Below are 13,053 nucleotides of genomic sequence, written 5' to 3'. Positions count from 1 at the left end.
TCGCTATCGACTACTCCATATTCCTTAACTCTGGCAATGCACAAACAAGCCCACCGGAGAGTGTGAATAAACTTAAAATTTTAAATAATGGCATCAACCAATCGCCCGCCAGAAAATCTATTCCGCTGGATGATAACGCGAACGCCTTCAACAACCAACTGCAACTGATAGCCACTCAAATTGAACAAGAAAAAATAGAAATGGCTCAGGCGAACGCTAAACCTGAACCAGCCGTACCAAGCCAAAGCCCAAGCCCTGAAAAAAATAGCGCGCTCTCCGCTATTAGCCAAAAACTGAAAGCCAAAAGCCGTGAGCTTTCAGAAAAAGGCAAAGCGAAAATGGAGCAATCAAAAGCTGAACTTGATGAATATCTAGGCCGCACCTTACCAGAACGCACAATTTCACTGGAATTCATCCTACCTATTACTAAAAGCAAGAAAGATATCGAAACAAACTTTCAAGAAAAAGAAATAGAAAAATTATTTTCTGCTAAAAACAAAGCTATTGCATCAATGCTTGAAATTGCAGACAGGGAATTAATCACGCTAAGCAAAGCGCCTGTTTCCAACAGTAAACGGATAGCGCTGCTGAATGCCTATACGCCACTACTTAGCGAAAAAATCAAATCATTAATATCGATGTTTGAACGTAAACCCTGTAATTTTGATGATAAAAAACGCGCAACCATGGTTGATCACGGGTGCTCAGCACTCAAACATTTGATTACTGGTTACAAACAGGTCTATGCAGACGTATACGAATCAGCCAATATCATTTATGGACCACAGCGCAAGACAGCTAACCTGATTGCATTTCAGATCATGGATTTGCTCTATCTTGAACAACTGCTGACCACCAGCTTGCATTTACCCGTACCCACCGGCGCAATCAAAACCGTCAACAAAATTGTGTATATTCTCTCGCTTTATGAACCTGAAGCTCTCAGCCATCTACATCCTTCCGTATCGTTAGAGAACTCCAGCTCAGTTGAAGAATTATTTATTGCCTTTCACCTACTCAACAAGCTTGACCGACACACACTCTCATCAGGACTACATAAACATTTAAAGCAATATCTCAACCAGCATCGAAAGCTGGTATCCACTATACCTTTGACAGTGACACAACGATTAGATCACTGCGAGCCTGGACAGCAGCTATGGTGCGCCGCTCACGACCAGGAATACCTGACACAACTCAATCATACTGACGCATTAACGCCCGACAACAGTATGATTTACCTGCAGGTACAAGCATTCTTCAACCAAGTAAAACAAGACTACATCACTTGTTTAAAATTTCGGATGCACAACAAGCAACAAAATATCACGTCATTAGCAGGTGCATCGACTGAGCAAGCACTATTGCTAATGAGCAAACTTAATCAATCCATTATCGCACTGGAAAAAACACCAAAGCAAATTTTTACAGTTTTTATCAACCAATCAAACTTAGAGCATTTAGTGGCCTGAAAAACTGTATCGCTTATTACTACTACGATCATGCCGTAAAAAGCAAAGGGGGGCCAAATCTGGCCAACCCAGCAGCGAGCTCCCTGATCGACCTATAAGCAGTAAAAGCCAGTGGCTGCTAGCACACCAGGACGACCAGCAATTAGTTTTACAAACTACCGAATACAAAATGGAAACACCTATTGATATTGATCAACTAGCCCTTCTCATCATTACCGAACAACAAGATGAAAAAGAAAAAAGTACTGACACTGATATAGATATGGCAGAAGAATTTATATACCTAACTCAAATAACGACAATGGAGAGAGGGACTCAGGGCAAACTATTGATCACTGCCAAAATTATTAGCAAGACCGTTACTAACGCCCATTACTACAATGAAAACAACGAAGAGCAGCATTGTCTGATGGCCGTGAATGACCAGCAACATATATTAATTGCTGATAGCAAGAAAATACTAAACAGCCAGCAAATCATAGTCACACAATTTAATGACGGGCTAAGCGGCGAGTGTCAATTAAAAGGTTTACACGGCCTCACTCAACAGGCTCAAATTCTGGAATACTAGTATTGACCACCCACAAAAAAGGGATGCTTAGCATCCCTTGATATACCATTCTATAAATCAACTCTTTTTAGGGCCACCGTTTTCGCCGGGCCACCGTGAGTTACCGATGGTACTGGCAAACGGTTCAAACGCATCGGCATCCAGGGGCTTACCCAAATTAACTGTTCTATCCAGAAATATAGGTGTCCATAAATACGCATCAAGCTCACTTTTGACCGGTAAATTCTGCGCAATCGGATCCCATGGACTTTCACGCAAAGTCAGCTCACCCACCACCTTTTGTTTCAGTGCAGTACCATATTTACTATAAACATCAACTACATGTGGCGGAAAATCAAAACCCGGCTCGGTATATGAGGCTTTACGCGAGTACTTGACCCAAAACTCATTGACCACAAACTCTGGGCCAGGATCAAGGGTTTCTGTCACCTGCCCTTTAAACTCCAAAAAAGTATAGTTTTGATGCGTCACATTCGCTTCGACATAGTCCATCAATCGAAAATAATCTATCTTGGCAGGGTATTTTGGCTGACCAAATTTCTCCTGACTAATAAAAATTTCTGATTCTCGATCAATCGCATACCCTAAGGCAAACTCCCCCTCCTTACCATCATGTTTAGCAGCAACAGCAGTAACCAAGCCGAATTCAGGATGACCATTCACCGGAAAATTATAAACGGTCAGCGTAACTTCAGGCTTACTTCCAGGCTCAATACCAGGTGGCAATAATTTTGCGATATTCTCTGGGTCGGTGAGGTATTTTATTTTCAACATTGGCCAATTTAAGCAATCGCCAGGATTTCCTTGTGGTAATTCAGACATAGAACGCTCTCATTTTAGTTAGAGTTAAATTTATAATCGTAAAATAAAGGATAAAAATAATCTTCTCTTTATGCAGCTCGATTTGCGCTTTCGGTATCGCTGGCGTAAAACTGCTGAAACCATTTACGGTATTTTGCAATCGGGCCATCGCCATCACACAACACTGGATTATCAACATAGGTTTTATGTTCCCAGATAGGAATATCCTGACCTACCTGAAACACAATCTCGTCCCTAAAACCATTGGCATACATTTGATGCTCCCCGGACTGCTCCTTAGGTAAAGTGAAATTAAATCGCATATGAATATTTTGGTCATCTATTGGCGTTACTGTGCCGACCATTACAATATCAAACAAACGGGAAAACTTCTGATAGGTAAAGCCCGGCCCAAGATTCCAGGATTCCAATTTTGCCTTAGCGGTGTTTTCACCACTTCGATCTACATTACCATGAGCATCAATTTCCTGGGTCTCGCTATTCATCATCGTTAGACGCTTGGGCCCATCCATTGTGACAACGGCATCAGGCATACCAACTGAACTGTGCACAGTGACAAAGTGCGCAATGTCTGCAGCATTTTCTCCAGTCTCTTGTGGAATCGTATTAATAGTCCACTCGTAGGTATCAATAGCTGACCACTCGTCGGAGTGAAGCTCAGAGATTGTTTCCATCGGAAATAAAGGCGCCACATTTTGCGGATGATACCAAGCCCAAATCATTTGGTTAGTCTCTTCCACATGGTATTTGCCTACTGCTTGCTTACCATCAATTTTTGGCGGCATTCGCTTGGCATATGGGATATCGGTACACATGCCTTCACCATCAAACTGCCAACCATGAAAAGGACAACTGATACTTTCACCCTTAACAATACCACCATGCCCCAAATGAGCCCCCAAGTGCGGGCAATAAGCATCCAACAGTGAAGCCTGCCCCGACTCGGTACGGAATAACACCAGTTCACGCCCAAAATACTTCAGCGGTTTAACTTCCCCTACTGCTAAATTACCGCTGTACTCAACGGCATACCAGCCAAAAGGGATAGGTTTATCATAACGTTTTAACATGTTTACCTCTTACGCTCTGCGCTCATGTAAGGCCCAACGCTCAAATAAAAGCCGCGACCACAACTAAAAAAATAGCTGGCTTTAGCCTATTTGATCAAGCCTGTTTCTATAAATTCTGATTACCATTCTTTCACACTGACGGGAATCACTAGCCCGCATTTTTTAAAAAACTTTCTTTCGCGTACCGCTGTAACTGCCGATACTTTTGCTGGGTATTGTAATCCTCATTATTTAGCCAGTTAAGCGTCACTGCGTTCACCATACCCACAAGCATCTCAGCGCAAAAATCGGCGGTAAGCCCTTCCTTTAAATGCTCATTGCTGGCGCTAAACAAACGCAAAAAATAATCATTCATAAAACTTAACTGACCGGCTCCCTCTGCCCGGTTGCTGGATAAATTGCCAACCATATAATCAATAAGCTCGCGCTCTAATTTGCCAGCCTGACGATTTCGACTAGCCATGACCGCAAACACATAATCCAGCTGCACCGCCAGATCATCACTCTGCATCAAAGCCTCATCCACTAAAATGGCTGTTTGATTTAATAACTTGGACTGACAAATATCACTGAGCAAATCATGCTTGGAGCAGTAATAGTTATAGAATGTTTTTTTCGCTATATCAGCGCAGTCACAAATGGCATCAATAGTTGTGCCTTCAACACCGTGCAGACCAATGAGCTGCATTGCCTCATCACAAATACGATCGCGCTGTAACTGTTTTTTTCGCTCACGCCTGCCAACCAGCTCTGTACTCAATGTACCCACGCCAACCTCTCTTTTCTAACAAGCCTGTAATGATAAGGTAACTTGAGAATAAGTTTACACTCCAGTATCCTTTTGGCAAGTTTAGTCACTGATAATGTCTGATCTGTAATCTTCAAGCAGCAGCGATTTGAAACAACAATAGCTACTCTTAGAAGATACTCAATTTCAAGCATCAATAGCAGAGGAACCATGCGATGCAACAGGCACAAGAATCCCTACGTCCAATTGAAGAAGTGTATAACCCTAATTCACAAGAATATCTTTATGACCCCGTACCACAATGTCTGGAGCTGGCACGCCGCGGCAAATTGGTTTGGTACGCGCCCTGGCAAGCCTGGATCATGACGCAAATGACAGACATCATGGACTGCTGGAAAAACGAGTACCTTTCTTCAGATTTTTACGACTGGGAATTTGCCCCGCAGCGCCCGCCTGAAGAACAGTGGACTAATTTTGAACGCGCCCTGATTGGCCATAGCTTACTGGCCGACCCGGATCATCATCGAGTAATACGCCGGGTCACCTCGCCTGCGTTTTCACGGAATGTTGTAGCCAATATCAATGCCAAAATTGAGCCGGATATCATTAAACTTTTTGACAATCTCGGTACACCCGACAGCTTTGATTATTTAACTGAAGTCGCCCAACACATTCCATTTATTTCAATTATCCGCATGGTAGGCGTTCCGGAAAAATACTGGGATGAAATCAAGCCTGCAATCTTAACTTTCACCCAGGCGTGGAACCCTACTATTTCAGATGAGCAACGCGAAGCCGCCCGGCAAGATAGTAACCGCGCGATTGAAGTCATCAAAAAAGTTATCGCCGAACGACGCAGCGCCCCGGCGCAAGATGATTTCTTAAGCTCGCTGCTAAAAGTAGAAGCAGAGAGTGACCAGTTTGAAGAATGGGACATCATTACACTGATACTGGCGCTGATTGGCGCTGGTGCCGATACTACCCTAATGGCCCAGCAGTGGTCGGTGTATAGCTTTCTGAAAAACGACCGCAGCCAAATTGACAAAGCGCTGGCGTCACCAGAAGCATTCTCCAATGCCTTTAGTGAAATCATGCGCTGGTCTACCCAATCGAAAATGGGCTTTGCCCGATACGCCCCTGCCGACATGGACGTTCTTGGACAGAAAGTGCGCAAAGGACAGATGGTACTGATGATGCCGCACCTTAAAGACCATGACCCAAGTTATTACAGTCAACCTGAGAAACTGGATGTTGAACGGGAGTTCAATCCGGATCTACTATTTGGTTACGGACCTCGCTTTTGTATTGGAGCCGCACTGGCCAAACACCAGCTCTTTCTCAGCATGACCGAACTGTTCAAGCGCTTCCCCAATCTAGAGCTGGATGGAGAACCGGAACGTGATGATCAGGATCACAATGGCATTAGCTTTAAACGCTTGATGGTAAAAACCAACTGTAATTAAGTGAATAAATATCATCAAAAAAAGCGCAGATGACAATGCGCTAAAGCGCCTCTTTTAAGCAAGTAAAACCGCCCGTTTGCCACCATACAAACGGGTTTTTTGTTTATAAAACAAACGATTAGTAGTAAAGGGAAAATATCCGCGATTTTCTATATCAGGGGTTTGACAAGGAAACCGATTAATGTAGAATGCGCGCACGTTTGAGAGCGGGGTGATTAGCTCAGCTGGGAGAGCATCGCCCTTACAAGGCGAGGGTCGGCGGTTCGATCCCGTCATCACCCACCAATCTCAAAAGTAAAATGTTGTAAAACTGTTTCCGGCTTTGTTCGCTCTGCGAACCCTGAATACTACAGAAGTAGTTAACAGGACTTAAAGGACCGGTAGTTCAGTTGGTTAGAATGCCGGCCTGTCACGCCGGAGGTCGCGGGTTCGAGTCCCGTCCGGTCCGCCAACTATTCGGAAACAGCAAAAGCCACCCATGAGGTGGTTTTTTTATGCCTGAAAGTTTTGGTGCTTGCACATGATCTTCTTATAATGCGTGAAGCCCCCAACTCCACTCTACTACTCGGCGCGATACCTATGGAAATCTACAAAGAGTTCACCTTTGAAGCAGCCCACCGCTTACCTAATGTACCCACTGGTCATAAGTGCGCCCGCCTCCATGGGCATTCTTTCTATGTAAGGATTTACGTCAGTGACAGTCTTGACCCACACACCGGCTGGGTTATGGATTTCAGTGAGCTTAAGCAGCATTTTCAGCCAATCTACGAGCAGCTGGACCATCATTACCTGAATGATATCCCTGGCCTGGAAAACCCTACCAGTGAAATTCTTTGTCGTTGGATTTGGCAGCAACTCAAACCCTCACTGCCCATACTCAGCCAAATTGAAGTCAAGGAAACCTGCACCAGTGGCTGCATTTATCGCGGCATTGATTAGCAACTTTTTGCCGAAATAGACACCAAAGCGTGTAGAAATTAGCCTCGAAAATTGATTGACAAATTGAACCAGGCAAAAAACTTATTCACACGGAGCTTTTTTTGACCAGATCGGCTTACCCACAGGGCGAATAGACATAAAAAACTTTAAGTTAGCCTCCTAAACGACTGATTTTATTAATATTTAATGATAGAGATTGATTTTTGATCAATCTAAGAAGGGGGTTGATATACGTGAAGAAGGGAGCAAACTAAACAACTTACCCACGAAGTTATCCACAGATTTTGTGGACAACAATTTAGGGCACATCAAAGCCAGCAGCAATCAAAGTAAGAAACTCAATCATCTCCTCTTCGTTTGAATAGCCTTTGGATTTGATCACAGTCCAGTCAATATTGGCCTTATCGGAAGGCAGGATCATCGAGATTATTTCTTTATCGGTAATAAAAATCCCATGTAAACCAGCCACTGGTGTAAAGTCAGGCGCCAACACCACCAGAAACTCAGGAAGCCCACGCTCATGAGGAACCTGGGCGAAAGGCAGTGAACGATTGCCGGCAAAGCTGTTATAAACCCGCCCTACACGATCGCCAAAACCTTCATCAGCTAACTGCGATAACATCGCTTCTTTATCAACGCCAGACGAGGCCTCCGCAGCCTTGTCATCACTACCACCCGAGTCCTCGAGCATTAAACCATCAAGATCATCAAGCTCTCTTACTGGGGATTGTTGTTTATTGGCGTATTGATCCAGAGATTCAGAAATTCTTTTTTTGGTAATTTGCAAGCTGGCTAAAACCGTCTGGAGTTTTTCAACCTCTTCGGGCTCATGCAATGCAATCCGGTCGTAATCCAGACTTTTGGAAGCAGCTAAAAGCTGATCCGCTTTTTCCAATATCACACTAGAAAATGATTTCACTCGACAACCTTCAAAACATCTATGCATTATTATCTGCTAACAAAATAGACGTAATTGTCGTTATTTTCCAGTGATTAGTGGCGCGACTAGCACACCATGACTGTTACATAAGTCTATGAAAACCACTAATACATTCCCATCGAGAATGCCGGTGTGGACAAATAGTGCTTAAAATCACCCCAGGGTAAAGGTCGGCTATATAAATATCCCTGACACTGCCCCCTTCCGGCAAACCTAATTGTTGTAATAGAACCGCCAACTGAGCACTGGTCTCAACGCCCTCTGCCACAACAGTCAAGTTTAGCTGTCTGGCAAACGCGATGATGGCAGCAATAATATCCGAATCACGTTGACAACTGATTAATCCCGCAACAAAGGCTTGGTCAACTTTTAACTTAGTGATTGGTAGCATACTTAAATGCAATAGCGAAGCAGAACCACTGCCAAAGTCATCAATACTAATACCCACTTGCAAGCCTCTAATTTCCATTAGCACATTGATTACTGCATCTCTATTTTCAACCAATAGGGTTTCAGCTATTTCCAGCTCAAGATTTTTTGGATTAATACCGCTGCTATCAATAATGTCCGTTAGCTCAGTAATAAATTCAGGCGCCAATAGCTGTTGCATGGATACATTCACAGCCATAGTAAAATCCAGATTTAATTGATGATACATATCAACCGCGGATAGGCATGCAGTCTCCAGCACCCAGCGACCTATCGGTATAATCAATCCACTTTCATTTGCGAGCGGCACAAAATCTTCGGCATCCACAACACTGCCATCAGACCGATACCAGCGCAGCAATGCTTCCGCGCCCTGTACTTCACCGGTACTTGCAGCCACGATTGGTTGATAATGTACAACAAACTCATTGCGTTCCAACGCATGATGAAGCTCACTGGACAAACGCAAGCGACCAGCTATTTTCTGATTGAATTCCGACTCAAAGAAACTACTGCAATTGCCACCAAAAGTTTGCGCATTACGTAAGGCATCTTCAGCCATATCAATCAACTCCAACGCACAATCTTTACCGCGGGCATGTACTGAAAGCCCGATACTACACGTTACAAAAAAATTCCTATCAACTAAATTATGGGGCTCTGCCATACCGTGCGTTAAATTTCTTAATACATTTTCAAGCTCATGTGTACTGATGCCATGCCCGCCACGAGGCAGCAAAGCAATAACGAAACTACTATCAGCAACGCGGCCAACAATATCTACAGGCAGAAGAAAAGATTTAATTCGCTCTACCATCGCTACAATTAACATATCGAATCGTGCCCGACCTAGATTATCAATAACACAATCAGCACTATCTAAATCAAGCCGCATCACAACCAGTGGCATACTGAGAGTTGACTGCCCGTCCATTAAACTTTTTGTGTTGTTTAAACAGTGCTGCAAGAGATCAAGAAAATAAACGCGGTTGGGGAGTTTTACCAGCGAATCGTAGCAAGCCGATAATTCCGAGGAACTCTCTTTATTCTCTAATTGAAATTGTCTTTCAATGCCACTTTGAATCGCAGCTAGCAAAGAGTGCTGTCCCATTTCATTTTTATACAAACACTCAACGGCACCATCCCTTAATGCCTCGACAGCGCGCTCTGGATAATTTCTACAGGTTAATACCACGATGGCAAGGTGCGGATAGGTTCGGGAAAAAAATCGGCAAAGTTCCCGCTGCTCTCCTAGCGGCAAAGAAGTACCCAACAAAAAAACATCAAAACGGGTCGAGCGAGCAATACCGATGGCATCATCTTTGGTATACGCCCTAACTAGCTGGCACGAAACGGCTGCCGCTTTCAGCAATGATTCCAACCATACGGCTTCGGGATCATTTGCCTCCAAAGACAATATGAGCAATGTAGATTTATCCATAAACCAATTCCCTTAGGCAAGTATTAATACCCGGCTCGCTTAGTAAAGCGGGTTTTCTTTCTCTCGTAAGTACGTAGATTTACCTACATTCTGCCCATGGATTAAGTGGATTATGAGGAAAAATCGATATCTCGCTGATTTCCTTGATTTATCTAAAAGTCATCTATACTCAAATGAATTTTAGAAATATGTCACTTCTGTCATATTACTGAAATATTTCTGTCCCACAATTGTCGCATTCAATAACCAGGGGGATCGGTATTGATAAATATGCACTTTGTGGGGTTACACCGACAGGTGCTATAACAAACTTTTGGAGACACTCGGATGAAACTTAAACTATTACCCGCAGCCATTGTAGCTGCTTCAACGTTTACATCAGGCGCCTATGCTGCGGATATGACTGTCTATGGTAAAGCCAACCTCACCTTAAACAACTACGACCTGGAAAGCGATGATGTTGAAAACTGGCAGCTCGAAAGCAATGCTTCCAGAGTGGGTGTTAAAGGCAGTCTCGCCATTAACGACAACTTAAAAGCCATCTATAAAATGGAGTTTGAAGTATATATCGATGATGGTGATAGCGGCGCTAGCAAAGACAATGATACGTTTGAACAGCGCAATATATACGCAGGTATACAAGGTGGATTCGGTACCGTTATCGCCGGCAAGCATGATACGCCGACTAAATTGGCCCAGTCTAAAATCGATAAATTTAACGACCTCCCACTTGGCGATATTAAAAATCTCTTTGAGGGTGAAAACCGCGAATCCAACATTGTTATGTATACCACGCCTGATATGGATGGTCTCACCTTTACCGGTGCATTCATTCCCGGCGAAACCAATGAAGATGACAGCATCGCCGATGGCATTTCTGTTGCCCTAAGCTACAACAAAGAAAGCCTGTATCTTGCGCTGGCAGTGGATGATGAAGTCGATTCTCGCGACACCATGCGCGCAGTAGCTGAATATACTATCGGTGATGCCAAACTGGGCTTTATGTATCAGACAGTCGAACTCTCTGATTCCAGCGTTTTTGAAGATGATGAGGATGGCTTTCTGGTCAGCGGCGAATATAAAGTAGCGCCTAGCTGGGTACTAAAAGCGCAGTACGGTTACAACGAAACTGAAGATGAAGACGGCGACGAAGGCGAGTACACGCAATTAACCTTTGGCGCCGACTACAAGCTAAGTAAAGCAACCAAAGTTTTTGCATACTACTCAACCATTGAAGCCGACGAAGATGGTAGCGACGATACCGATGACACCACTTTCGCTGTAGGCTATGAGCTGAAATTCTAAAATTTTATTAAAGCTTTACTCAAGGGACTATACTAACAAGTATGGTCCCTTTTCTTTTTACAATGTAAATAAAATAAGAACACTGGAAATACTATGAGCAAACAACTGCTATCCGTCTTTATTATGCTGTCATTACTGGGAGTTTCCAGTAGCACCATTGCCGACTTTGATGTCGATGATGCCGACACACTAAACTTTGAAGCGTTTCATCGTGACAAAAACCCGGATAAAGAAGTCTGGAAACAACAAGAATCGAAAAAGGAAGTACAGAAGACCGGGATCGCCAGCACAGAGACTAGCCTTAACTCAGACAAAGAATTTGAAATCAGGGAACGTTACAGCCTCAGCCGCAGCACCCAAACGCCTTACTCGGCATTTTTTGTCATTGAAGCACTACATAAGCAGATGGCCCAACTCTGCCCGCAAGGCTGGAAAAAACTTGCGGAGCGTAGCGAGCCCATTGAACAGGACTTTTATCTATACTACGAACTAAAATGCCTATAAAAACTATCACACGCTGCAATACAGAAGCTCACAGCAACTAAAATAACGGTTCATCACCGGTCAAACCGAATTCTGGCCAGGCGCCATGAACATAGGTTTGGCAATTACCATAACCCACACCGCCCCCTACCGGGTCTTCAATGCGAATCATGTTATCCCGAAACTGTTTATATCTGGCAAGCACTTCAGGACTGCTTGCATCGACCACATAGTCACCATCAATATGTAAGTCACCGCGCCAACTACCATGGTAAGCGCCGTCACCACCGTGGTAATGGCCGGCCCCTAAATAAAATCCGGTTTCTGATAGTTTTTCAAAGGTCATCGGACGCTCCGTTCCATCTTCCATATGAAAATTAAAACAGCCACGCTGCAAGCGTTTTGTAGCGGGGTCAAATTCCAACACGGGTTTTAACCCAAGCACCAAATTTTCTTTACCCGCCTCAGTTTCCAGCCCTCCCTGTAATTGCTGATGCATAAAACCAGGACCAGAGAACTGTAAAAAATAATGATGAAATGCGTAATGAGAACCGTCAGCGCGTGTGAACAACATAGGGTTCCAAATTGCCAGTGCTTGCGGGATCATCGACTCATAACCCGGCTCCATATCCGCAATCGGGATGCCGACTTGCGGACGAATGCCCCAGGATTTGTCCCGTGTAGCAACCCAACTGTCCTGACTAATATCTATCCTATGCCCTTCGACTTCTAACCAGCCAGTCACGACACCGGTTTGGTGATAGCGAATTTGATCAGTAGCTTTACGGTAGCCGTGCATATCACGACGATCTTCTCTGTCTTCAACAACACATGGCACAGCCGCATTAAATACGATATCGAAAGCGATAGGTTGATGCTCATTGGCAGCTAAAGAAATACGCACACTGTGAAGTGGCTCAATAATTTCATATTCAATAGGCCCTACATTAACCGTTTCAGGGTCACTGTTAAGTGAACGGCTAGCCCTTACTACCCATTGCTCTTTGCCTCGACTCACACCGGCATAGGCATCGACCACATTGCGATTGGTGTACTTACCAAAACCAAAAGCAATTTGTACCGAGCCATCTTTGGCTGCTGCCATACCACAGACTTTTTCCGCCCAGGCTGGGTCACTTTGACCGACGGAGGCGAATGTTTCTACTGCCTGATGATTAAATTGCTCATCTGCAGCAAGCAAGGGGCCTATTGAACCTGACATAAAATTTTCTCTCGATATAAAAGACACAGCTGAATTAAAAGTTAATTAACACTGCATATTTTGACAACAACCCATCGTGCGCTGAATGCCTGTTTTATTTAACCCCCCCAACTCTATTGAATCAACGTTGAGACTTGATTTCCAGATC

12 protein-coding genes and 2 tRNA genes are annotated in these 13,053 nt (G+C 44.0%); 8 read left to right on the top strand and 6 right to left on the bottom strand.

Annotated elements, in window-relative coordinates; all coding sequences use genetic code 11:
* The first annotated feature begins 62 nt into the window (after nt 1-62).
* Nucleotides 63-1,472 (top strand): hypothetical protein, encoded by a 1,410-nt coding sequence (locus UNITIG_RS03125; protein WP_101757048.1) that lies wholly within the window; start codon nt 63-65, stop codon nt 1,470-1,472.
* Nucleotides 1,473-1,641: 169 nt separating this feature from the next.
* Entirely contained in the window at nt 1,642-2,043 is a 402-nt protein-coding gene (locus tag UNITIG_RS03120; protein ID WP_101757047.1) for a hypothetical protein, read from the top strand.
* A 57-nt stretch (nt 2,044-2,100) separates the two neighbouring features.
* On the opposite strand, the gene UNITIG_RS03115 is transcribed toward UNITIG_RS03120, so the two are convergent.
* From UNITIG_RS03115 to UNITIG_RS03105, 3 genes are all read right to left on the bottom strand, one after another.
* Nucleotides 2,101-2,865, bottom strand: a complete 765-nt coding sequence (locus UNITIG_RS03115; protein WP_101757046.1) for an acetoacetate decarboxylase family protein — start codon at nt 2,863-2,865, stop codon at nt 2,101-2,103.
* Nucleotides 2,866-2,933: 68 nt separating this feature from the next.
* Entirely contained in the window at nt 2,934-3,935 is a 1,002-nt protein-coding gene (locus tag UNITIG_RS03110) for a Rieske 2Fe-2S domain-containing protein (RefSeq protein WP_101757045.1), read from the bottom strand.
* A 148-nt stretch (nt 3,936-4,083) separates the two neighbouring features.
* Complete coding sequence (locus UNITIG_RS03105; protein ID WP_235015230.1) at nt 4,084-4,704, bottom strand: TetR/AcrR family transcriptional regulator; 621 nt, start codon at nt 4,702-4,704, stop codon at nt 4,084-4,086.
* Between the two features lie 194 nt (nt 4,705-4,898).
* Between UNITIG_RS03105 and UNITIG_RS03100 the strand changes: the two genes are divergently transcribed.
* The 4 genes from UNITIG_RS03100 (at nt 4,899) to queD (ending at nt 7,085) form a co-directional block, all read left to right on the top strand.
* On the top strand, nt 4,899-6,146 hold the full coding sequence (locus UNITIG_RS03100; RefSeq protein ID WP_101757044.1) for a cytochrome P450: 1,248 nt from the start codon (nt 4,899-4,901) through the stop codon (nt 6,144-6,146).
* 209 nt (nt 6,147-6,355) lie between these two features.
* A tRNA-Val gene (locus UNITIG_RS03095) sits at nt 6,356-6,431 on the top strand.
* Nucleotides 6,432-6,520: 89 nt separating this feature from the next.
* Nucleotides 6,521-6,597: transfer RNA gene (locus UNITIG_RS03090), tRNA-Asp, on the top strand.
* Between the two features lie 83 nt (nt 6,598-6,680).
* Nucleotides 6,681-7,085: a 6-carboxytetrahydropterin synthase QueD gene (gene queD / locus UNITIG_RS03085; protein WP_145999067.1), complete on the top strand. Its 405-nt coding sequence runs from the start codon at nt 6,681-6,683 to the stop codon at nt 7,083-7,085.
* A 298-nt stretch (nt 7,086-7,383) separates the two neighbouring features.
* On the opposite strand, the gene UNITIG_RS03080 is transcribed toward queD, so the two are convergent.
* Nucleotides 7,384-8,004 carry a hypothetical protein gene (locus UNITIG_RS03080; protein WP_145999066.1) on the bottom strand — a complete coding sequence of 207 codons (621 nt, stop codon included), beginning with the start codon at nt 8,002-8,004 and terminating at the stop codon, nt 7,384-7,386.
* Nucleotides 8,005-8,107: 103 nt separating this feature from the next.
* Nucleotides 8,108-9,895 (bottom strand): bifunctional diguanylate cyclase/phosphodiesterase, encoded by a 1,788-nt coding sequence (locus tag UNITIG_RS03075; RefSeq protein ID WP_101757041.1) that lies wholly within the window; start codon nt 9,893-9,895, stop codon nt 8,108-8,110.
* A 327-nt stretch (nt 9,896-10,222) separates the two neighbouring features.
* Here UNITIG_RS03075 and UNITIG_RS03070 point away from each other — a divergent pair, with 327 nt between their 5' ends.
* Both UNITIG_RS03070 and UNITIG_RS03065 read left to right on the top strand, forming a co-directional pair.
* On the top strand, nt 10,223-11,200 hold the full coding sequence (locus tag UNITIG_RS03070) for a porin (RefSeq protein WP_101757040.1): 978 nt from the start codon (nt 10,223-10,225) through the stop codon (nt 11,198-11,200).
* A 93-nt stretch (nt 11,201-11,293) separates the two neighbouring features.
* The gene (locus UNITIG_RS03065; protein ID WP_101757039.1) at nt 11,294-11,704 is read left to right on the top strand and encodes a hypothetical protein; all 411 of its coding nucleotides are present in this window, start codon (nt 11,294-11,296) and stop codon (nt 11,702-11,704) included.
* Nucleotides 11,705-11,741: 37 nt separating this feature from the next.
* On the opposite strand, the gene UNITIG_RS03060 is transcribed toward UNITIG_RS03065, so the two are convergent.
* On the bottom strand, nt 11,742-12,905 hold the full coding sequence (locus tag UNITIG_RS03060; protein ID WP_101757038.1) for a hypothetical protein: 1,164 nt from the start codon (nt 12,903-12,905) through the stop codon (nt 11,742-11,744).
* Nucleotides 12,906-13,053 lie beyond the last annotated feature (148 nt).

This window comes from Oceanicoccus sp. KOV_DT_Chl, assembly GCF_900120175.1.
GTDB lineage: Bacteria > Pseudomonadota > Gammaproteobacteria > Pseudomonadales > Dasaniaceae > Oceanicoccus.
This window is presented reverse-complemented; position numbering and strand designations above follow the sequence as displayed.

Excerpts from the sequence above, each read along its gene's own strand:
- UNITIG_RS03120 (WP_101757047.1), top strand. The coding sequence starts at position 1,642 with ATGGAAACACCTATTGATATTGATCAACTAGCCCTTCTCATCATTACC.
- UNITIG_RS03115 (WP_101757046.1), bottom strand. The coding sequence starts at position 2,865 with ATGTCTGAATTACCACAAGGAAATCCTGGCGATTGCTTAAATTGGCCA.
- UNITIG_RS03110 (WP_101757045.1), bottom strand. The coding sequence starts at position 3,935 with ATGTTAAAACGTTATGATAAACCTATCCCTTTTGGCTGGTATGCCGTT.
- UNITIG_RS03100 (WP_101757044.1), top strand. The coding sequence starts at position 4,899 with ATGCAACAGGCACAAGAATCCCTACGTCCAATTGAAGAAGTGTATAAC.
- queD (WP_145999067.1), top strand. The coding sequence starts at position 6,681 with ATGCGTGAAGCCCCCAACTCCACTCTACTACTCGGCGCGATACCTATG.
- UNITIG_RS03075 (WP_101757041.1), bottom strand. The coding sequence starts at position 9,895 with ATGGATAAATCTACATTGCTCATATTGTCTTTGGAGGCAAATGATCCC.
- UNITIG_RS03070 (WP_101757040.1), top strand. The coding sequence starts at position 10,223 with ATGAAACTTAAACTATTACCCGCAGCCATTGTAGCTGCTTCAACGTTT.
- UNITIG_RS03065 (WP_101757039.1), top strand. The coding sequence starts at position 11,294 with ATGAGCAAACAACTGCTATCCGTCTTTATTATGCTGTCATTACTGGGA.
- UNITIG_RS03060 (WP_101757038.1), bottom strand. The coding sequence starts at position 12,905 with ATGTCAGGTTCAATAGGCCCCTTGCTTGCTGCAGATGAGCAATTTAAT.